This window comes from Winslowiella sp. 2C04 (assembly GCF_050037805.1).
Taxonomy (GTDB): domain Bacteria; phylum Pseudomonadota; class Gammaproteobacteria; order Enterobacterales; family Enterobacteriaceae; genus Erwinia; species Erwinia toletana_A.
Genome location: NZ_CP188300.1, coordinates 1526969 through 1551097 on the forward strand (window position 1 = coordinate 1526969; position 24129 = coordinate 1551097).

Annotated in this window: 4 protein-coding genes; 1 reads left to right on the plus strand and 3 read right to left on the minus strand. The window is 57.2% G+C overall.

The window, feature by feature from the left end; all coding sequences use genetic code 11:
• Positions 1–67: 67 nt before the first annotated feature.
• The 3 genes from rcsB to ACP3TC_RS06675 are packed head-to-tail and all read right to left on the minus strand — an operon-like array spanning position 68 to position 4556.
• Positions 68–718 (minus strand): response regulator transcription factor RcsB, encoded by a 651-nt coding sequence (gene rcsB, locus ACP3TC_RS06665; RefSeq protein WP_052897352.1) that lies wholly within the window; start codon positions 716–718, stop codon positions 68–70.
• A 1-nt stretch (position 719) separates the two neighbouring features.
• Entirely contained in the window at positions 720–3380 is a 2661-nt protein-coding gene (gene rcsD, locus ACP3TC_RS06670) for a phosphotransferase RcsD (RefSeq protein ID WP_313857767.1), read from the minus strand.
• 21 nt (positions 3381–3401) lie between these two features.
• Positions 3402–4556: an MFS transporter gene (locus ACP3TC_RS06675; protein ID WP_426817819.1), complete on the minus strand. Its 1155-nt coding sequence runs from the start codon at positions 4554–4556 to the stop codon at positions 3402–3404.
• 830 nt (positions 4557–5386) lie between these two features.
• Between ACP3TC_RS06675 and ACP3TC_RS06680 the strand changes: the two genes are divergently transcribed.
• Positions 5387–24100, plus strand: a complete 18714-nt coding sequence (locus ACP3TC_RS06680) for an Ig-like domain-containing protein (RefSeq protein ID WP_426817820.1) — start codon at positions 5387–5389, stop codon at positions 24098–24100.
• Positions 24101–24129 lie beyond the last annotated feature (29 nt).

A 24129-nucleotide genomic window follows, 5' to 3' on the forward strand; every position in this document is an offset into this window, starting at 1 on the left:
TCGCCGGATAGTTACGGGCGGCGTTTTCGCCGCCCGTAGCAAACAGCATCGACCGTAAGGCGATATGTCAGTCTTTCTCGACCGGCATGGAACTGACAGAAGAGAGGTAGTTCAGCAGTGCGATATCGTTATCAACACCCAGCTTCATCATCGCTGATTTCTTCTGGCTACTGATGGTTTTAATGCTGCGGTTCAGCTTTTTGGCGATTTCTGTTACCAGGAAGCCTTCAGCAAACAAACGCAACACTTCGCTCTCTTTCGGTGACAGGCGTTTGTCACCATAACCACCGGCGCTGATTTTTTCCAGCAGTTTTGCCACGCTGTCCGGGGTATATTTCTTCCCTTTTTGCAGTGCTGCCAGCGCTTTCGGCAGATCGGTTGGCGCACCCTGTTTCAGCACAATGCCTTCAATGTCCAGATCCAGTACCGCGCTAAGAATTGCCGGGTTATTGTTCATCGTCAGAACGATAATCGACAGGTCCGGATAGTGACGTTTGATATATTTGATTAGCGTGATACCGTCGCCGTACTTTTCACCCGGCATCGATAAATCGGTAATCAATACGTTGGCATCTAATTTAGACAGGCTGTTAATCAAAGCAGTAGAGTCTTCGAACTCACCAACCACGTTTACCCATTCAATCTGTTCAAGTGACTTACGAATGCCAAACAGGACAATCGGATGGTCATCAGCAATAATTACATTCAAATTATTCATCTTATTGGTTACCTTGCTGCAGCAGTTCATTAACGTAGCCGTCAATGTTACTGGTGGTATTTTTAATGTTTGAATCGTCACACTCTTTAATGTGCTGTTCTAACGTTTCACAAAGCTGCTTGCCGGGTACCAGATTAAGCATGGCAAACACGCCTTTGAGGCGATGTGCGGTCTGAGCAAGCGAACTGTATTCCTTGTTCGTCGCCTCAGTATACAATCTCTTTACATCATCCGGTACTGTGTCGACAAACAGCTGGTAATAACCGCTACTAAGCAGCGGTGTGGCGTCCTGTTCTTCAACAGGTTCATCACCCAGCGCATCTTGCGCCAGCTGTTGTTCAATCAGCTGTAACAATGCATCTTGCATTGCACTACTGATATTAAAGTTCACCCGGTACTGATTATCGTTAATCGCCCGATAGCCCATTTCGTCGTCCGTGAGCAGTAACGACCAGGGCGTTAAACGCGCCGGGTCATCCGTCACCAGGACATCATGATCCTGGCCTGAGAAGCGCTCATCTGGTGTTATGCAGTTTGCCCCCCAATTTTCCAGCTGATGACAAACAATCTTACGTACATCATCAACCGTAATCTCAATTAATGCCGTTAATCCTTCCAGCAGTTTCTCTTCCTGCAATTGCTGATTTTCCAGCGGCAGGTGCAAGTTAATGCTGTAACGGGTGCCAATATCTGGTCTGGCATGGATATCTAAATGCCCGCCGAGTTGTTTACACAACTGTTTGCACAGGAAGAAGGCAAGGCCAGAAGCCTGACCAAAGCGATCCTGTGAGGTTTCGCCAAGAAACGGAAAATCATTATTGCCCAGTTCATCGACCGTCAGACCCGCCCCGGTATCGACGATTTGAATCGTCAGGCGGTCTGGCCGTTCGGAAGGGGAGTCGACGTCCAGCGTAATTTTGCCCCAGTCGGTAGTGGTCAATGAATAGTGCAGCAGCGTTGACAACACTTTGCGGATAGCGCGTCGATCGCCAAAACGCATCTCGTCACTGTTCAGGCGGTTGCGCATCAGCAGCGTCAGCCCTTTGCGGCGGGTAAGCGGCAGCAGCTCCAGCGCCAGTTCATCCAGCAGCGATTGCAGATTGAATGAAGCCGCGTCTGGCGTCCAGTCATGGGCTTCCAGCCGGTTGAGTAACACAATATCGTCCAGCATCCGGCTCAGTGCTTCCGTTTGTTGCAACACATTCAGCCGAGCTTCTTCATCACTGTCATCATTCAGCTGCTGTAACTGGCCGACAATATTGCTCAGTGGGCGATTGAGCGTATGGCCGAGATTCTGCAACAGCTGCTGGCGCATCTGATGATTTTTATCCAGTACCTGCTGCGCCTTTTGCAATTTTTTATTGACCAGCAGCTCCCGATCCTGGTCGCGCATCATAAACAGCTGGGTGTGCGGCGAAACTACGCTACGCGCATGGCGGATCTCATACACTTCATTATTGACGGTTGCCTGCAGTACACCCTGATGCTGATCGGACATATTGATGATTTTTTGCAGGTTAAGATGCGGCAGCAGGTGTTCGGCAATCTTATTACTGATAATGGTGCGATTACTGGCGAAGTCATAGACCAGCAACCCGACCGGCAGACTGGCAACAATCTCTTCATTCAACACCCGCAGCGAATCAAGTTCGGCGCTCTGATTTTCACTGGGGCGCAGTGATTGCTGACGGAGCAAAAACAGGCCGGCCAGCGACATCAGCAGTAGCGCCAGATTAGCCAGCAGCGGCCACATCAGATTGTGCAGCGTATCGAATAGCAGGCTGGTGATCGGCACGCGGTAAACCAGTTGCAGCGGTGAGCTGCTCAGTGAAGAGGCAATTTCAACGTTAGGGTTAACCAGCGAAATATGGGTATTCTGGCCGTCGTCATCACTCTGGGCACCTTCGCTAATCACCGCGCTGTCTTGTTTAAGCTGGAAGTTTTCCAGCGGCATATTATGTGGAATCAGATCGTTGATCGGCAGGTCAAATGCGACCACCGTTGCCAGATGGCCGGGCTGATTAAAGGTGGTGCGTAAGGTAAAGTAGTGATCGTTTTGCCACGCAAAACGGCGCAGCGGTGAGAAGCTTTCGCGCTCATCAAGCGCATTAGCCTGCTGCAGCATTTCCGCACGGCGGGCATCGACAATGTTGGTGATGGCACTCTCTTTATAGCGCGTCGCCATATCTTTTAGCGGCAGGGTAGAGATCAGAATCAGACTGTTGTCCTGACCATTAAGAAAATACATCGACCAGGTGCTGTTTTCCGCACCCCACAGCGTATCAAGATAGCCCGACATGCGCTGGGTCATATCCAGCGTGCTGCTGTCGTGAGATCCGAAGATCAAGGCTTCTGTTTTGCGGCGGGTTTTTTCCAGATAATAGACGTCGGGACGCAGGCGCGTCTCTTGCAAACTATTGGGCGGCGTTCCTGCCGCGCTGGCTGCCAGATTTTCATAAATTTGCCAGGTCGCAAAGCGATAGCTGTCGATACGCTTTTGCATCGCGTAAGTAATATCGGACATTGCATAACGTTTTTCTGTCAGCCATGCGTTCACCGCGTTATGGATCATAAAACCCAACGCCAGCAGTAATACCAAAATAAACATCACAAAAAAGCGTGTGACATTGCCAGAAGTGAGGGGAAACTTATATGGCACCATAACGTAATGTGACACCCAAAATTATCGTGTGACCAGCCGGGCGCTGGCAGCAACAGCTAAAAGCAGCACAGCAATGGCAGAAAAGGCCGTCGTCAGGTTAGACCACTGGGAAACAAAGCCGACCAGTGCCGGGCCAGCCAGAATACCCGCATATCCAATCGTTGTCATGGCAGAAATTGCCAGGTTTACCGGCATGGTTTCCTGCTTGCCTGCGGCACTGAACAGGATTGGCACGGTGTTGGACGCACCAAAACCCACCAGTAAAAAAGCCAGTAGTGTCACCCGCGCATCATTGACGCTGACGGCGAGTAAAATTCCGGCGGCGGCGCACAGACTGCCGAGCAATAAAATCATCGCGCTGCCGAAATAGTTAACGATGCGATCGCCTGTCAGGCGGCCAATGGTCATAGCGATGGAAAACACCGCATAGCCCAGCCCGGCTTGTGAGGCGGGCATGTCGCGCACGCTGGTCAGGAACAGTGCGCCCCAGTCAAGAATCGCCCCCTCAGCCAGAAACAGAATAAAGCAGAGTGCGCCCAGGAACAGTACCCAGCCGCGCGGCAAGACAAACAGGGGGGAATCGGCGTGGTGCAGACGATCGCTTAACAGATGCTTCTGACTACTCAGCAGCAGCAGAATAACCAGTGCGGCGATAATCAGCACCGCATTCAGCGGCGACAGGCCGAGCCACAGCATTGCACTCACCAGCCCGGCACCGGCGATGCCGCCAATACTAAAGAAACCATGAAAACCAGACATCATGGCGCGCCCGGAGGCTTTTTCCACCTCGACTGCCTGAATATTCATCGCCACATCCATTAAGCCGATTGACGCGCCGAATGCCATCAGGCAGAGCGCCAGGGTAACCGGCGTGGGTAACACTGCCAGAAGCGGCAATGTCAGCATAATCAGCAGGCCGGCAACCACAATTACCGCCTTACAACCGTACTTGCCAGCCAGCATGCCGGTCAGTGGCATTGCCGCCAGCGAGCCAGCGCCCAGAAACAGCAGTAAACCGCCCAGTGAAGCATCACTCAGCGCTACGCGTGCTTTAGCATACGGCACGAGGGGCGCCCAGGCGGACATGCCCATGCCGGCAATAAAAAATATCACACGCGTGGCTATCTGCGTGGCAAAGGGTGATCGCTGGAGTTGTACAGCATCTGATGTGGTCATTTTTATCGTGTTATTTCCGCGCAGTAAGTCTGTCTTTTTACCACAATCGGCTCCGCCTTAGAATGGGAGACGTCGCAGTGCTCAGCGTTACCTGCTGATTAAGTTCAGTCTGCAATTATGCAGATGTAAATAACCGATAAAAACAGCAATGTTAAGTTAAAAATGATGCCGGGCTACGTTTTCCAGACGGTTCCTGGTGGAGAATCCACACCACTGAGCGTGTTAATTGCTTTGATGCTGCCACTACAATCGCCGGTTTATTCCAGCGCTGTTTCTGAGACAGTAGTGATAATTTATTGTTTTTACGACGGTTGTCTCGTGATCTCAGGCATTTATCTGACCGCTGTGACCTGCCGCTAATCACAAATCTGTGTAAATTTAAAACTTCCCACGCCTGTAACCACTGCGTTTTTTTAGTCCTTTCCTTGCTATGCCGGCGTGCAACCGCGGCTTCGCTGAAAATAATTTGTATCAGCCAAATCAAAACATTAGGCAGCGTTTGTCTGACCCTCAGTATTGCCAGTAAAAAATAACATTAGAATATCTAAACTGTTCAATCTGTTTATTAAATCGAAACGATTAATAATTATCACCACTCAGTTGCCGTTTGTTGATTATATCTGAAGGGCGGAATAGATAAATAGAAATCGATATTCCAGGGGTTATGACGTAAATTTGTGCTTTAGATTGGTTTTTTACTCACTAGTGATGCCAGGTTTAGATATCAATAAACGTAAACATTAACGATTATGTCGCACGCAATTGTGAAGGTTTAATTAAGTTTATGCGCGCGACATATCACCTCAACTGGTGTGTAAGGGGTCATATAAATGGCACAGCTTAATCAAGGCCGCGTCGATGTTATCTCGCGCGATAATGGAACACTTATCTCTCAGGTCAACGGCGGTTTTACCCACTCGGTGATGCTGACTGAACCGAGTGTGATAAAGATAAATGGCACTCGTGAGATGGTCACCGAGTTTGAACGGCAGGGTAATGACCTGATCCTGCATATGCGTGACGGCAGCGTGGTGCGCTATAAACAATTTTTCCTCGATGATGTGGATGGCCTGCACAGTGAGCTGGTGTTTGATGATGGCATCAACCCTCCACAACATGCGCTGTTCCCGCTGACCAGCGCTGCGGCAGATCCCAATGCGGTGGTAGTGCTAAATCCGCAGTATGAATCGCTCAGTAATATTGATGCGCTGTTGCTGGCGGATAATCAGAATAATGATGACATCTTTACCGCCGCTGGCTTCGGCTTGCTTGGTATTGCCGGGGGAGCCATTGCGGCGGCTAGCGGAGGCAGCAGCGGCAGCGGTCGTCGGGATGGGGAGAATAATAACCCGCCCGCGCCGCAACAGCCGACCATCACCATTAACACCTTTGCCGGTGACAATATTCTCGATGCCGATGAGAAAGGCAGCAGCCAGACCATTTCCGGCACCACCACCAATGTTGAAGCGGGCAGAATCGTCACCATTACGCTGGGCGGCGTCAGTTACACCGCCACCGTTGCGGCTAACGGCAGCTGGAGCGTATCGGTACCGCCTGCGGCACTGCAGGCGCTGGCTAACGGCAACACCACCATCAGCGCCACGGTCAGCGACGCGGCGGGCACCAGCGCCAGCGATACTCAGGCGATTACCGTAACCGGGCCGACGGCGGAGATCCCGACCATCACCATTGGCACCTTTGCCGGTGACAATATTCTCGATGCCGATGAGAAAGGCAGCAGCCAGACCATTTCCGGCACCACCACCAATGTTGAAGCGGGCAGAATCGTCACCATTACGCTGGGCGGCGTCAGTTACACCGCCACCGTTGCGGCTAACGGCAACTGGAGCGTATCAGTACCGCCTGCGGCACTGCAGGCGCTGGCTAACGGCAACGCCACCATCAGCGCCACGGTCAGCGACGCGGCGGGCACCAGCGCCAGCGATACTCAGGCGATTACCGTAACCGGGCCGACGGCGGAGATCCCGACCATCACCATCGGCACCTTTGCCGGTGACAATATTCTCGATGCCGATGAGAAAGGCAGCAGCCAGACCATTTCCGGCACCACTACCAATGTTGAAGCGGGCAGAATCGTCACCATTACGCTGGGCGGCGTCAGTTACACCGCCACCGTTGCGGCTAACGGCAGCTGGAGCGTATCGGTACCGCCTGCGGCACTGCAGGCGCTGGCTAACGGCAACACCACCATCAGCGCCACGGTCAGCGACGCGGCGGGCACCAGCGCCAGCGATACTCAGGCGATTACCGTAACCGGGCCAACGGTGGAGATCCCGACCATCACCATCGGCACCTTTGCCGGTGACAATATTCTCGATGCCGATGAGAAAGGCAGCAGCCAGACCATTTCCGGCACCACCACCAATGTTGAAGCGGGCAGCACCGTCACCATCACGCTGGGCGGCGTCAGTTATACCGCCACCGTTGCGGCTAACGGCAGCTGGAGCGTATCGGTACCGCCTGCGGCACTGCAGGCGCTGGCTAACGGCAACGCTACCATCAGCGCCAGCGTCAGTAATAGCGCCGGAAGCAGCGCTAATGACACGCTGAATATTACGGTGACCGGCGATGCGGGGGAGCCACCCACTCTGTCACTGAATGATTTCGCCGGTGACAATGTGCTGGATGGCGCAGAGAAGCAAATCGACCAGACACTTAGCGGCACGACCACAAATGTTGAAGCGGGCAGAACCGTCACCATCACGCTGGGCGGCGTGACCTATAGTGCGTTGGTGCAGGGAGATGGCAGCTGGAGCGTTGTGGTGCCTTCCTCGGCGCTGGCAGCGCTGGCGGCCGGAACTATCACGATTAATGCCAGCGTCAGCAATGCCGCAGGCGTTAGCGCCAGCGACAGCAGTTCACTGATTGTCGAGCCGGATACCAGCGGCAGTATTGCCCTTGAACCGATCAGCGAAGATGGCTATCTCAATGCCACCGAAGCGCAATCACCGCTGATTATCAGCGGAACCACTACCGGGGTTGCTGAAGGCAGTACCGTTACCATTAGCTTTAACGGTGTCAATTACACGGCAACAGTCGGGGCTGATGGTCGCTGGAGTGCCACCATTCCGGCTTCGGCACTTGGCGTGCTGGAAGATGGCACGCTGGTTGTTACCGCCAGCGTCTCTGACAGCGCAGGCAATACCGTGACCAATAGCGGTCAACTGGATGTGGTAATCAACAACCTGCCGGATGCCACCATCGATCCGCCATTTGGCGGCGACGGCGTGCTGAACGGCGATGAAGCGGGCAGCGACCAGACCATCAGCGGCAACACCGGAGTAAGCGGTCCGGGACAGACGGTGGTGGTGACCCTCGGCGGCAACGACTATCCGGCGACGGTCGGCAGTGACGGCGGCTGGACGGTGACGATTCCTGCTGGCGATCTCGGCAACCTGCCGCAGGGCAGCGGCAATCCGATCGTGGTGGTGGTTACCGATCCGGCGGGCAACACCAGTACCTCGACCACGCCGGTGCTGGTGGATACCGTCGCGCCAGCGCTGGCGCTGGACGGCCCGATTTCCGGTGACGGCTACCTGAACGCGCAGGAGCAGGGCGAACCGTTAATTATCAGCGGCAGCGGTGAGGCGGGCGCGGCAATTGTCGTCACGCTGAACGGCGAGCAGTACAGCGCCACGGTCGGCAGCAACGGCCTGTGGAGCGTCACCGTTCCGGCCGCCGATTTAGAAAATATCGCCGACGGCAGCTACAGCGTGGTGGTCACCGCCACCGACGCAGCGGGTAACATCAGCAGCGTCAGCAGCCCGCTGACGGTGATTGCCGATCCGGCCAATCAGCCGACGATTACTCTCGATCCGTTTGCCGGTGACGGGGTGCTGGACGGCGCGGAGCAGCAGGTCGACCAACAGCTGAGCGGCTCGACCACCCATGTGCAGGCGGGCCAGGTGATTACCGTCACGCTGGGCGGCGTGAATTACAGCGGCGTGGTGGCGGCCGACGGCAGCTGGTCGGTGACGGTCCCGGCCAGCGCGCTGGCGGGGCTGGGCAACGGCACGCAGAACTTCAGCGTCAGCGTCGATGACGTGGCGGGCAACAGCGCAAGCCGTGACGGCAGCTTTGAAGTGGACAACACCCTTGCTTCGCTGGCGTTCGATCCCATCAGCGACGACGGCTATCTCAACGCGGTGGAGGCGCAGAGCGATCTGACGGTAAGCGGCACCTCAAGCAACGTGGCGGCGGGCAGTATTGTCAGCTTTGAGCTGGGCGGCAATACCTATACTGCCACCGTTGGTGCGGACGGCAGCTGGAGCACCACCGTGCCGGCCAGCGTACTGGCCGGGCTGGCGGACGGCCCGTTAACCCTTACCGCCACCACGCCGGGGCCAAACGGCAGCACTATTTCTGCCAGCGGAACGCTGATTGTGGCAATCAACAACCTGCCGGATGCCACCATCGATCCGCCATTTGGCGGCGACGGCGTGCTGAACGGCGATGAAGCGGGCAGCGACCAGACCATCAGCGGCAACACCGGAGTAAGCGGTCCGGGACAGACGGTGGTGGTGACCCTCGGCGGCAACGACTATCCGGCGACGGTCGGCAGTGACGGCGGCTGGACGGTAACGATTCCTGCCGGCGATCTCGGCAACCTGCCGCAGGGCAGCGGCAACCCGATCGTAGTGGTGGTTACCGATCCGGCGGGCAACACCAGTACCTCAACCACGCCGGTAATTGTGGATACCGTCGCGCCAGCGCTGGCGCTGGACGGCCCGATTTCCGGTGACGGCTACCTGAACGCGCAGGAGCAGGGCGAACCGTTAATTATCAGCGGCAGCGGTGAGGCGGGCGCGGCAATTGTCGTCACGCTGAACGGCGAGCAGTACAGCGCCACGGTCGGCAGCAACGGCCTGTGGAGCGTCACCGTTCCGGCCGCCGATTTAGAAAATATCGCCGACGGCAGCTACAGCGTGGTGGTCACCGCCACCGACGCAGCGGGTAACATCAGCAGCGTCAGCAGCCCGCTGACGGTGATTGCCGATCCGGCCAATCAGCCGACGATTACTCTCGATCCGTTTGCCGGTGACGGGGTGCTGGACGGCGCGGAGCAGCAGGTCGATCAACAGCTGAGCGGCTCGACCACCCATGTGCAGGCGGGCCAGGTAATTACCGTCACGCTGGGCGGCGTAAATTACAGCGGCGTGGTGGCGGCCGACGGCAGCTGGTCGGTGACGGTTCCGGCCAGCGCGTTGGCGGGGCTGGGCAACGGCACGCAGAACTTCAGCGTCAGCGTCGATGACGCTGCAGGTAACAGCGCCAGCCGTGACGGCAGCTTTGAGGTGGACAACACCCTTGCCGCGCTGGCGTTCGAGCCAATCAGCGACGACGGCTATCTTAATGCGGTGGAGGCGCAGAGCGATCTGACGGTAAGCGGCACCTCAAGCAACGTGGCGGCGGGCAGTATTGTCAGTTTTGAGCTGGGCGGCAATACCTATACTGCCACCGTTGGTGCGGACGGCAGCTGGAGCGCCACCGTGCCGGCCAGCGTACTGGCCGGGCTGGCGGACGGCCCGTTAACCCTTACCGCCACCACGCCGGGGCCAAACGGCAGCACTATTTCTGCCAGCGGAACGCTGATTGTGGCAATCAACAACCTGCCGGATGCCAGCCTTGATACCCCATTCACCGACGGAATACTCAACGGTGAAGAGTCGCAGAGCGATCAAACCCTGAGCGGTAATACCGGTGTGACGGGCGCGGGTCAAAGCGTTATCGTCACCCTCGGCGGCAACGACTATCCGGCACAGGTAAACAGTGACGGCAGCTGGAGCGTGCAGATTCCGACCGAGGTGCTGCAAGCGTTACCGAACGGCAGCAGCACTATTGTGGTAGTGGTCAGCGATGCTGCGGGCAACACCAGCACGATAACCACGCCAGTCACCGTCGATACTTTGGCACCACAGCTCAGTATTGAGCCGATCTCTGATGATGGCCTGATTAATGCGAATGAACAAAATCAACCGCTGACGATTGACGGCAGCGCTGAACCGGGAGCGACGGTAACCGTGACGCTAAACGGCGTCGATTATCCGGCCATCGTCGATAACAATGGTGACTGGAGAGTCACTATCCCGGCGGCAGTCCTGCAAGGGCTGGATGACGGCAACTACTCAGTGACGGTGACTGCTACCGACGCTGCCGGTAACAGCAGCACGCAAACCAGTGATTTCTCGCTGATCACCGCACCTCCGGCCTTTACGCTGGCACCGGTGGCCGGTGATGGCATTCTTAACAGTGTCGAACAGGGGCAGCCACTGACGCTGAATGGCACGGGTACGCCGGGCGACAATGTCAGCGTCACGCTGAATGGCAAGAATTACAACGCGACAGTGGCGGCGAATGGCGACTGGTCACTAATTGTGCCCGCCGCCGATCTGGCCGTGCTGGCCGACGGCAGCAGCTATACGGTAGCGGTTACCGTAACCGATGCGGCGGGTAATACCGCGACGCAGCAAAGCTCGCTGGCGGTAGATACTACCGCGCCGAACTTTACCCTCAATCCAGTTGCCGGTGACGGCGTGCTTAACGCCAGCGAGCAGGGCGAGCCGCTGCTGATTAGTGGCAATGGCAGCGCGGGCGATAGCGTTATCGTAACGCTAAATGGCAAAGAGTACGCCGCTACCGTTGGCGCGAACGGTCAATGGTCAGTGCAGATTCCGCCAGCCGATCTGGCGGCACTGAATGAGGGTGACTACACACTGAGCGTGGCAGTCAGCGATGCGGCAGGTAACACCAGTACGCAAACGACGCCACTGACGGTGGATACCGCCGAGCCGTTGCTGACGGTCGATCCGATTGCCGAAGACGGGGTGATTAATGCCACCGAGCAAGGGCAGCCGTTGATAATCAGCGGTACCGCCAACGCCGGAGACATTATTACCCTCACGCTGAATGGTCAGCAGTACACCGCCACCGTCGGCAGTAATGGTGAATGGAGTGTGAATATTCCGGCCTCGGCGCTGGCCGCGATTGATGATGGCGACTACCCACTCACGATTACGGCCACCAATGCGGTTGGCAACAGTACGACGGACAGTTCTACGCTGATTGTAGATACCGCCGCGCCAGCGCTTAGCGTAGAGCCGATTTCCGGTGACGGTTATCTGAACAGCGCCGAGCAGGGGGAAACCCTGACGGTTAACGGCAGCGGCGATGCTGGCGACAGTGTAACCGTGACGCTGGACGGCGTCGAATATCCGGCGATCGTCAGCAGCAATGGACAATGGAGCGTGGATATTCCGGCATCGGCGCTGGCCGGGCTGGCCGATGGCGCTTATACCGTTAGCGTTACGGTAATTGATGCGGTGGGGAATACCACCACCGTCACGCGTCCGTTAACCGTAGCGGCCGATCCGGCCAATCAGCCAACCATTAGCGTCGATCCGTTTACCGGTGACGGCGAGCTGAATGGTGCCGAGCAGGGTGAGGATCAGCTGCTTACCGGTACCACCAGCAATGTACAAGCCGGGCAAATAGTCACCGTCACGCTGAACGGCGTGGAGTTTACCGGTCTGGTACAGTCAGGTGGCGGCTGGAGCGTGGTTATTCCGTCATCGGCGTTTGCTGGTTTACAGAACAGCACGCAAACATTTACCGTTACCGTCAGTGATGCGGCGGGGAATAACGCCAGTACCAGCGAACAGTTCACCGTCGATAATAGCTTTAGCGCCGTGGCGATTGGCATTATCAGTGGTGATGACTATCTGAATGCTACTGAAGCACAGTCCGATCTCACCATCAGCGGCAGTTCGAATAATGTTGCTGCGGGCAGTATTGTCACGGTCAGCTTTAATAATGTTGATTACAGCGCTACCGTCGGGGCAGATGGCAAGTGGAGCACGAATATTCCGGCTGCGGCACTGGCAGGTTTGCCGGATGGTCCACTGACGGTAACCGCCAGCGTGGTGGATATTAATGGCAATACGGTTAGCAGCGACACCACCCTTAACGTATTGATCAACGATTTACCACAGCCAACGCTGGATACGCCATTCGGCGATGGTGTGCTGAGTGGTGATGAAGCTGATACTCCGCAAACCCTGACCGGCAGCACCGGTGTTACGGGCAACGGTCAGAGCGTCACGGTCAACATTGGCGGCGTGAATTATCCGGCTACCGTTGATGGTGACGGAAACTGGACGGTAACGATACCGTCGGCGGCATTGCAGAATCTGCCGGACGGCAGCAGCAGCGTGGTGGTGACGGTAAGCGATATTGCGGGCAACGGCGGCAGTTTAACCACGCCGGTAGCGGTAGACACCACGCCACCGAATATTGTCATCAACCCGATTTCTGGCGACGGGCTGATCAATGCCAGTGAGCAGGATCAACCGTTAACCGTTAGCGGTACCGCAGAAGCTGGCAGCACGGTGATTATCACGCTGAATGGCGTCGATTATCCGGCGACGGTAGCGGCCAATGGCAGCTGGAGCGCGACTATTCCGGCGACGGCATTACAGGCGTTGGCCGACGGCGCCTGGGATATCAGGGTCACCGCTACCGATGCCAACGGCAACAGCGCCAGCGCGCTCGGTCCATTTACCGTCGATAGCGCTGCGCCATCCTTTACCATCGGTACGCTGGCTGGCGACGGCATTCTTAATGCCAGTGAACAGGGGCAACCGCTGGCGATAAGCGGCACCGGCACCGCCGGTGACAGCGTCAGCGTAACTCTTAACGGCACCAGCTATAGCGCGACCGTCGGGCCAAATGGCCAATGGTCGATTAGCGTGCCGGCCAGCGATCTTGCCACACTGACCGACGGCAGTTATCCGGTCAGCGTTACGGTCAGTGATGCGGCGGGCAACACCACCACGCAGCAAACCAGCCTGGCGGTGGATATCAGCGCACCGGCATTATCGCTTAACACGCCATCCGGTGATGGTGTTCTTAACAGCGCTGAACAGGGGCAACCGCTGCTGTTAAGCGGCAGCGGCAGCGCAGGTGACAGCGTGACCGTCACTCTGAATGGCAAAACGTACCAGGCTACGGTTGGCGTCAATGGCATCTGGTCGCTGGAAGTACCGGCTACGGATCTGGCGGCGCTGGATGAGGGAGCAAACCCACTTAGCGTGACGGCACGCGATGCGGCGGGAAATAGCACCACGCTGCAGAGCAATCTGACACTCGATACCGGGCAGCCAACATTGACGGTAGCCGTGGATATTTTTGCCGGCAACGGCATTGTCGACAATGCGGAATCGCGGGTTGATCAGCGGCTGACCGGCACCAGCACCAATGTAGAAGCCGGGCAAATTGTCACGGTAACGCTGGCTGGCGTCAGCTACAGCGGCGTAATACAGAGTAGCGGTGCGTGGAGCGTAACGATTCCGGCCGGAGCGATGGCCGGACTGAGCGATGGCAGCCAGAGCCTGACGGTCAGCGTCAGTAACGCCGCAGGCAACAGTGTCACCGTTACCGGCAGCTACACCGTAAATACCAGCGGCAGCAGCCTGGCGATAGAACCGATCGCCGGTGATGGCTATCTGAACGCCAACGAACAGCAGGCGGCGATTGAAATCGCCGGTCAGACCAGCAATGTGCTGCCAGGCAGTCTGGTGCAGGTAACGGTCAATGGTATCAGTTATAACGCTACCGTCAGCGCCGACGGCAGTTGGACGGCCATCGTCCCGGCCGGAGCGCTGGCCGGCGTCGCAGATGGTCCGCTGATCATCAGTGCCACGGTCAACGATGCTGCCGGAAATCCGCTTACCGCTACCTCAACGCTGAATGTGCTGGCGAATCCACAGCTGGCAGTCAGCATTGATCCTCCATTTGGTGACGGCTCGCTTAACGCCGGGGATGTTGAAAATAACGGCACGCTGACCGGCAGCACCGGCGTCAGTGGCGATGGCCAGACGGTGACCGTCAGCTTTGGCGGTAACGACTACAGCGGCACTGTTGCCAGCGATGGCAGCTGGAGCGTGACCATTCCGGCGCAGGTGCTGGAAAACTTACAGCAGGGCAATACGCCTTTCACCGTCACGGTGGGCGATATTGCCGGTAACACCGCCAACGGCAGCGACAGCGTGCTGGTCGATACGCTGCCACCGCTATTGCTGGTTGATACGTTGTCCGGCGATGGCGTGCTGAACGCCAGTGAACAAGGGCAACCTTTGCCGGTGAGCGGCAGTGGCGAAGCCGGTGCGGAAATTAGCGTCAGCCTGAATGGTATCGACTACACCACCACCGTGGCTGCTGACGGGAGCTGGACGCTAACCATTCCCGCCGCGGCGCTTGGCGAGCTGGCCGACGGCGACTATAACCTGACGGTGATTGCCACCGATGCCGCAGGCAACAGCAGTCAGCAAAACAGCCCGCTGACGGTAAAAGCCGATGCCAATAATCTGCCGACCATCAGCATTGATACTTTTGCTGGTAACAATATTGTCGATGGTGCCGAGCAGCAAACGGCTCAGACGCTGTCGGGTATTGCTACTCAGGTTGAGGCCGGTCAGACGGTAACCGTTACGCTGAATGGTCAAATTTATACCGCTCAGGTGCAGCCAAGCGGTGGCTGGAGTGTGTTAATTCCATCCGGTGCGCTACAGGGTTTAGCTGACGGCAGCGCCACCATTACCGTTGCGGTCAGCGATGCCGCAGGCAATACCGCCAGTAACACGCTTGATATTGAGGTTAACAGTGCGGCATCCGGGCTGGCGGTTAATACCCTCAGTGACGACGGTTATCTGAATGCGGCTGAAGCGCTGGAAGAGCTGCTGATTAGCGGCTCCTCAGTGAATGTACCGCAGGGTAATGTTGTCACTGTCACATTTAATAATCAGACCTTTACTGCTGAAATCGGCGCTAATGGTGTCTGGAGCGTGCTCGTTCCTCCGGCCTCGCTGGCAGGATTGCCGGATGGCCCGGCCACGATTAGCGTCAGCGCTATTGATGCGGCGGGCAATGCGGTCAGCAGCAGCGCCACGTTGAATGTGCTGGTTAATCAACTGCCTGATGCCACTATTCAGCCGCCGTTTGGTGACGGCGTGCTGAATGCCGCCGAGGCGGGCAGCGACCAGCCGTTGCGTGGCACTACCGGCGTCAGCGGTGACGGACAAACCGTCAGTGTTGTTATTAACGGCACCAGTTACAGTGGCACGGTTGATGGCAACGGTAACTGGACGATAAACCTGCCGACGGCAGTATTGCAGGCGCTGGCAGAGGGCGACAGCAGTGCACAAGTTACGGTCAGTGATGCCGCTGGCAACAGCAGTACGATTGATGCGCCATTTACCGTCGATCGCGAAGCGCCGGTATTAACCATCGATACCATTGCGGGCGACGACCGGGTTAATGCGCTGGAATCGGGGGCTGTGATTAGCATTTCTGGTAGCACCAGCGCTGAGCAAGGCCAGATCGTCACCGTTGTGCTTAATGGTCAGACCTACAGCGCCACCGTCGACGCCAGCGGCAACTGGAGCTTTGATTTGCCAGCCGGTGCACTGGCGGGAATTGTTAATGGCAGCTATACCCTGACCGCCACGGTCAGTGATTCAGCGGGCAACCCGGTAACCTCCACCAGTGAAATTGAGGTTGAAACCGCCGCGCTGGTACCAACGCTGGATACACCCTTTACCGATGGTTATCTCAATATCGACGAGGCGCAAACCACCCAGACGCTGAGCGGCACGACCGGCGCAACCGGTGACGGCCAGTCGGTGGTGGTCAGTGTGGGGGGCAACGATTATAACGCCACGGTTGATGCCGATGGCAACTGGTCGCTGGAGCTGGATGCGGACACCCTGCAAGGACTGGCGAGCGGTAATCTGCCGATTGTGGTGACGGCTACCGACAATGCCGGAAATCAGGGAACCATCGACAGCAACGTCAGCGTCGATTTCGACGCGCCGACGCTGGATATCAATGATATTGCTGGCGATAACATTATTAATGCCGCCGAGGCACAACAGGTGGTGGTGGTCAGCGGTACCGCGTCGCTCAGTGAGGCAGGTCAGCAGGTTACCGTACTGTTTAATGGTCAAAGCTACCAAACGCTGGTGCAGAGTAATGGCAGCTGGAGCGTTAATCTTCCCGCCAGTGCATTACAGGGGTTAGCGGACGGTGACTATCCGGTCAGCGTTTCGCTAACTGATGCCGCAGGCAACAGCACCACGGTCGAACAAACCCTGACCCTTGATGCCAATATCGCGACTCTGCCGACGCTAAGTATCAATGCGGTGTCGGAGGATGACTACATTAATCAGGCTGAGTCAGGCGAAGCGCTGGTTATCAGCGGCACCAGCAGTAATCTGGAAGCCGGGCGCACCGTCAGCGTGTTACTGAACGGCAAAACCTACAGCGCAACCGTCGATGACGAGGGTAACTGGAGCGCCACCGTGCCCGCCGCCGATGTTGGCGCGTTGGCGGACGGTGCACAAACCATTACCGCCAGCGCCACTGATAATGCGGGCAACCCGGCGAGTAACACGCACACGGTGACGGTGATTGCCGATGCGGACTCACAGCCACTGTTAACGATTAATCCGGTCAGCGGGGATGATATCGTCAATGCCCAGGAAGCCAATAGTCCACTGGTAATCAGCGGCTCCAGCCAGCGAATCCCCGATGGCGGTACGGTAGTGGTGACGCTGAATGGCAATAGCTATAACGCCACGGTTGATGCCAACGGCAACTGGAGCACCACTGTTCCTGCGGCAGATGTGCAGGCGCTGGATCAGGGCAGCAATACCGTTACCGCCAGTGGTGAGGATATCGCCGGTAATCGCGCCGATGCCAGCCACGACTTTATCGTCGACAGCGAAGCGCCGTTGCTGGATATCACGCTGGATGTTGGGCTGGACGGTATTCTCAATCTGGCAGAAGCACTGGCCGGGCTGCTGGTCAGTGGCTCGACCGAAGCTGGATTAACGGTAACGGTAACGCTGAACAATAAACAGTACACCGCTACCGCCGACAGCAGCGGTGACTGGAGCCTGACTATTCCGGCCGGAGATTTACTGCTGCTGAATGACGGCACGCTGGAAGTGGGCGTATCAGTCACTGACAGCGCGGGCAACACCACCACTGAGCTGGTCGATTTAGATGTGGCAATCAACGCGCTGCCGCTGCTGACCATCAGTACACCGTTTATTGACGGCCTGTTAAGCGCCGGTGAAGCGGCCGCCGCGCAGTTACTGAGTGGAACCGCCACCCATCTTGCCGCCGGAACCGTGCTGGAGATTTCTGTCGGCGGCCTGACTTTTGCAGGCTTGGTTAATGCCGATGGAACATGGAGCGCCACGCTGCCGGCCGGTGCACTGGCCGGGCTGCCCGATGGCCCGCTGCAGCTGGAAGTCAATGCGACAGATGCGGCAGGCAATCCGGCGGCAGTCACGACTACCGTTGATTTGCTGATTAATAATCTGCCAGTGGCTACCATTCTGCCACCTTTTGTGGATGGCGCACTGAACGCGGTTGAAGCTGGCATCAATCAGACGATTAACGGCACTACCGGTATTACCGGAGCAGGCCAGACCGTTACGCTGAATATTGACGGTAATCCGTTTACCACTACGGTGGACTCCAACGGTAACTGGAGCACGACGCTGACGCCAGCGCAGCTGGCCCAACTGGGTAACGGTGATCATACTATCGATGTGGTAGTAACCGATCGTGCTGGTAACAGTAACGAAGCGACCCTCGACTTTACTGCGATTATCACCGGTCTGCCGCAGCCAACGCTGCTGACGCCATTTATTGATGGCATCCTCAATGTGGCAGAAGCGGCAGCGGGCGGAACGCTGGATGGCACCAGCGGTATCACCGGTGAGCAAACCGTCACCGTGATTATTAATGGCAGTGCTTATCAGGCCAGCGTCGATGAAGCAACCGGAGAGTGGTCGCTGGATCTGCCCGCCAGTCTGTTGCAGACACTGCCGGACGGCAACTGGCCGATCACCGTGTCGGTGACCGGCAGCGTTGGTAACGTCGGCAGCGTGTCGGGAGCGGTGGTGGTAATGATCAACGATCTGCCACAGCCTACACTCAATCTGCCGTTTGGCGATGGTGCGTTGAATATTGCTGAAGCAGCAGCGGGGCAGCTGTTAAGCGGTAAAACCGGCATTATTGGCGGTGATCAGAGTGTTTCGGTGCTGATTTCCGGCTTTAACGGCGATAATCCGCTGACCGCCACGGTGGATGCCAACGGCAACTGGTTACTTAATCTGACGCCGACCCAGCTGGCAACCCTGGCTGACGGTCCTCATACCATTACCGTTACCGCCACTGATATGGCGGGTAATAGTGCCAATATTAGTCAGCAGGTGACTTCAGCACTGACGCTGCCGGACCCGGTAATCAACCTGCCGTTTATCGATGGCATCCTGAATATCGCCGAAGCCGGCACAACTCTCACTCTGACTGGCAGCACTGGCGTTAACGGACTGAACCAGGGCGTTCAGCTAAAAATTGATGTTAACGGCATCAGTTACACCGGTATCGTTGATGCCGACGGTAACTGGCAGGTGGCTATTCCAGCTGGCGCACTTAGCGGACTGACTAACGGCACCCACAGCATTATCGTCACGGTCACCGACGGCGCCGGTAACACCAATACGCAGAGTCAGGACTTTACCGCCGCACTGACGCCGCCGTTACCGACGCTGACGCTGGCATTTGATGATGGTTTTCTCAATGCCGAAGAGGTGATGACCGGCGCTACGCTGAACGGAACGACCGGGTTAACCGGAGCCGGGCAGCAGGTAACGGTGACGATTGCCGGAAATAATTATGACGCGGACGTTGATAACGCGGGTAACTGGACGCTCGACCTGGCAAACCCAGTGTTGGCCGGGCTGGCGCAGGGCAACACCAGTCTGGCAGTTGAAGTAACCGACTTTGCGGGTAACACGGCGAATATCACCAGCAGTTTTGTGGTGGATACGCTGGCTCCGGCGATCGCCATTACGCCATTTACCGGCGATAACACCCTGACCTATCTCGAAAGCCTGACTACGCAGACGCTCAGCGGCACCACCAGCGGAGCCACCACAGGCTCGATTGTTACGGTGACTATCGGTTCAGCCACGCTGACTGGCGTGGTGCAGGCGAATGGCAACTGGACGGTCAATGTCACGCCGGCTGCCATGGAGCAGTTGGGTACCACCAGCGGTAATATTGGCGTCACGGTCACCGACGCCGCTGGCAATATCGGTAATGCCTCCATCACCGTCGCGGTCAATCTGACGCCGCCGCCAGCGACGCTGGTGACGCTGATGCCAGTGAACGGCGACAACATTATCAACGCCGCTGACGGCAGCGCTGCGGTCACGCTTAGCGGCAGTTACGCTAATCTCGGTTTGTTGGGCGGTACCATTAGCGTCACGGTGAACGGCATCAGTGTCGGCAGCACGCCGGTGATTGGTGATGACGGTAACTGGAGCATTAATGTGCCAAATGGCATCTTTATTGATGGCAACGCCAGCGTCACCGTTACCGCTGTCGGCCCCGGCGGCACGGCATCCACCACTTCGACGCTGCTGGTGGATCGCGGCATACCCACGCTGACGATCAATGCCTTTGCTACGGATGATGTGCTGAATAGCAGCGAAACCACAGTCAGCCAGAGCATCAGCGGCAGCGCCTCGACCAGCGAAGCCGGTCGTACGGTGAATATCACCCTGAACGGTAAAAACTACAGCGCAGTGGTGCAGGCCAACGGCAGCTGGTCAACTTCCGTTCCGGTAGCTGATTTGCAGGCGCTGGGCCAGGGGGCGCAGACAATATCGGCCACCCTCAGCGATGCGGCAGGCAATACCGGCTCGGCCAGCCATACCATCGACGTCGATACCGTCGCGCCGTTGCTGCAGATCGATGCCCTGCTGGGCGATAACATCCTCAACGCGCTGGATATTCTGTTAACTCAGACCCTGACCGGTCGTGCGCCGGGAGCAGAAGGCGAAACCATTGGTCTCTATCTCGGTGACGGCAATCCAATTGCCACCGGCGTGGTTAATCCGGACGGCACTTTCAGTATCGATCTGACACCGCAGGTGCTGGGAAGCCTGACCGAAGGCCCGCTGGTATTTGGCGTGCGGGTCAGTGATGAAGCCGGTAACCGCACTGAAGCCACGCTGACCGTGAATAAAGTGGTCAACAGCGCGCTGAACCTGGTGGTGGATTCGGTGTTCGGCGATGGCTTCCTTAATGCCGCCGATACGCTGGTTGCTCAGACCATCAGCGGCGTGGCGACCTCGGCGGGTATTGGCGCCAAAGTAGAATTAACCCTTGGCGGCACGACGCTTAGCGCCTCGGTCGGTCAGGATGGTAAATGGGCGATTGTGGTACCGCCTAATCTGCTACAGCTGTTGGATGACGGCAATATTGGGCTGAATCTGACCCTGACGGATGCCGCGGGCAACAGTCGTACCGTGACCGAAACCGTAACGGCGATTGTCGATAACCTGCCGGTGATTGGCAATCTTACCGGGCTGTTTGGCGGTGATAATCTGCTGAATGTGCTGGAGTCAACGCTGGCGCAAACCGTCGGCGGGGTGATTAATGCTGCCAGCGGTTCGGTGGTTACCGTCACGCTGGGCAGTAAATCCTACCAGAGCACGGTCAATGCGCTGGGCCAGTGGAGCGTCACGATTCCGCCGCTGGATCTCGGCGCATTACTCGACGGCACGCTGGCGCTGGGCGTTAAAGTGGTCGATCCGGCGGGGAATACTGCTTCCAGCTCGGTGAATGTCGGCATCTTCAATACGCAGCCGACCATCAGTCTCAGCCCGATCTTTGGCGACGGCATTCTGAATGTTGCTGATCTGCTGACCGGTCAGACCATCAGTGGCGTGGTTAATCATGTTGCCGCAGGCAGCATTGTCACGCTGAATATTGGCAGCAGTAATGTTACCGCAACCGTTGGGCAGAACGGCGCGTTCAGTGCCGTGGTGTCGCCAAATATTCTCGGCACGTTACTCAATGGCAACCTGACGGTAGGTGCCAGCGTGACCGATGTGGCAGGCAATACCGCCTCGACCAGCGCCGGCCTGGTGGTAAAGGTGACGTCACCTACGGTTACGCTTTCGCCGCTGTTTGGTGATGGTCTGCTGAATGCCGCGGATGCGCTGCTGACTCAACTGATTGGCGGTACGGTTAGCGGTGCGGAGCCTGGCGCAAAAGTGGTGGTGAATATTGCCGGGCAAGATTTTGTTACCAGCACTGCCGCCAACGGCAGCTTTGGTATCTCGCTTTCACCGGCGATTCTGCAGGGCTTGCTGGATGGTAACCTGACGGTGGGGGTGACGGTGACTGACAGCGCAGGCAATACCGGCAGCGCCAGTGCTGGAGCGCTGGTGGGTATTCATAATCTGCCGGTCATTACTCTTAATCCACTGTTCGGTGACGGTGCGCTGAACCTGCTGGAATCGCTGGTCACCCAGACCATTAGTGGAACCATTGCCAATGTCGCCGCTGGCTCCATTGTTAAAGTCAATATCGGCAATTCAACGGTCACCGCGACGGTCGGTAATAACGGGCAATTCAGCGCACAGGTCACGCCAGATATTCTTGGCACCTTACTTAATGGCAATCTGACCGTCGGCGTCTCGGTAACGGATAACGTCGGGAATGTTTCCAGCGTTAGCGCTGGCGTGCAGGTGGGTATCAGTAACCCACCAACCCTGACGCTCAATCCGATATTCGGTGATGGCGTGCTGAGTGCCGCCGACCTGGTCACGGCGCAGACCATTAGCGGCAGCAGTACCAATTTGACTGCGGGATCGACGGTTAACGTCACTTTTGCCGGACACAATTACAGCGCACTGGTAACCAGCAATGGTAACTGGACGCTGAGCGTGCCGAAAACCGACCTTGCGACGCTGGCAAACGGCACGCTGACGATCGGCGCCTCAGCATCTGACGCTTACGGAAATATCGCCAGTAAAACCGGCGCGGTCAGCATTATCGCCAATACACCACCGACCGTCAGCGTCAGCGCGGTCTTTGGCGATGGCTTATTGAATGCCGTCGATGCCCAGAGCGGCCAGACCATTACCGGTACTTCCACCAATGCCGAAGGCTCCATCATCAGTGTCAAAATTGGCACTCAGACTTTCACCGGCACGATTGGCGCCAGCGGCAGCTGGAGCGTTTCGGTACCGTCCGCCAGCCTGCTGGCGCTGGCCGATGGCACGCAAACTGTCACCGCCAGTGTGACCAATCCCGCAGGCAATAGCGGCACCGGCACCGGCAGCGCCATCGTCGGTACCCATACTATGCCGGGCGTAGCGATTGGCTCGATTTTTGGCGGTGACGGTTATCTGAATCTGGCAGAGGCTTCAATCGCGGAAACTATCAGCGGCACCTCGACTAATGCGGCTGGTGGGCAGATTTCACTGGATGTGGCGGGAACGGTGTATACCACCACTGTCGCTGCCAACGGCAACTGGAGCGTCAACATCCCATCCTCCGTACTGCGCAGTATCGCCGACGGCAGCTATACCATTTTGGCTACCCTGACCGATGCGGTGGGGAATATTGCGGTGGCTGGCAACAGCTTTACCGCGAAAACGCATGCGCTGCCGGTCATCGGCGTTGACCCGATACTCAGCCTGGTAAGTGTGTTGATTACCGGATTAACCATCAGTGGTGGAACGCTAAATCTGGCGCAGGGCACCCGGCTGAATGTCACGCTGAATGGCTCAACTCTGCAGGCATCCACCGATGCGCTGGGTCGTTATAGCGTGAAATTCCCGGGTGGGTTGTTAACCGCACTGAGCCTCAGCTCGATTGTGACGGTAACGGCGGTAGATATTGCCGGCAACCCGGCAGCGACCAGCAACACTCTGTTGCTCGGCTCGTTGCTGCCGGTGTCGGCGGCGGCGGCAGAGTCGACATCGCTGTTCTCAGCCAACGGTGAGGAGACCACTCATGGTGAGACTCACTCGCTGGCGGCGAGCAGCAGTGAGCAAGCCAGCGAAAAAACCCATGACGAGGCCAGTAGCGCGACAGCGGCCAGCGGCACGATCGATTCGACTATGGCGGATTTCACCGCCAGCACGCCTGTGACGGAGGGCAGTTACACCATCGGCGGAGTAGTGATTACGCTGGCGGATGGCAGTACACAGCAAGGTGCTTCTGTCACCGGCAGCGACGGCGATGACAGGGTAGCGGTCAGCGATCTGAACGTTGACCATATCGACGGCGGACAGGGTATCGATACGCTGGTATTAACCGGCGAACATCTGAATCTTGACCTCAGCGCACTGGGGCTGAAAGTCGGCAATATTGAAGTGCTGGATCTTGGCAAATCAGGTACCAACAGCGTCAGGCTTGATCTGAATCAGGCGTTAAATCTTACCGACTCACCGGAGGATGATCTGCTGATCAGAGGTGCCGATGGCAGTCAGGTGACGCTCAGTAATACCGACGGCGGCGTCTGGGCCACTGTCGGGCAGCGCACGGTAGACGGACAGATTTTTGACGTCTACCACAACTCGGCGCTGGTCAGTGACAACAACCTCGGCGATGTGCTGGTACAGCACAATTTGCAGGTGCATGTCGTTTAATCGGGTCACGCAACGGGTAAGGGTCACGC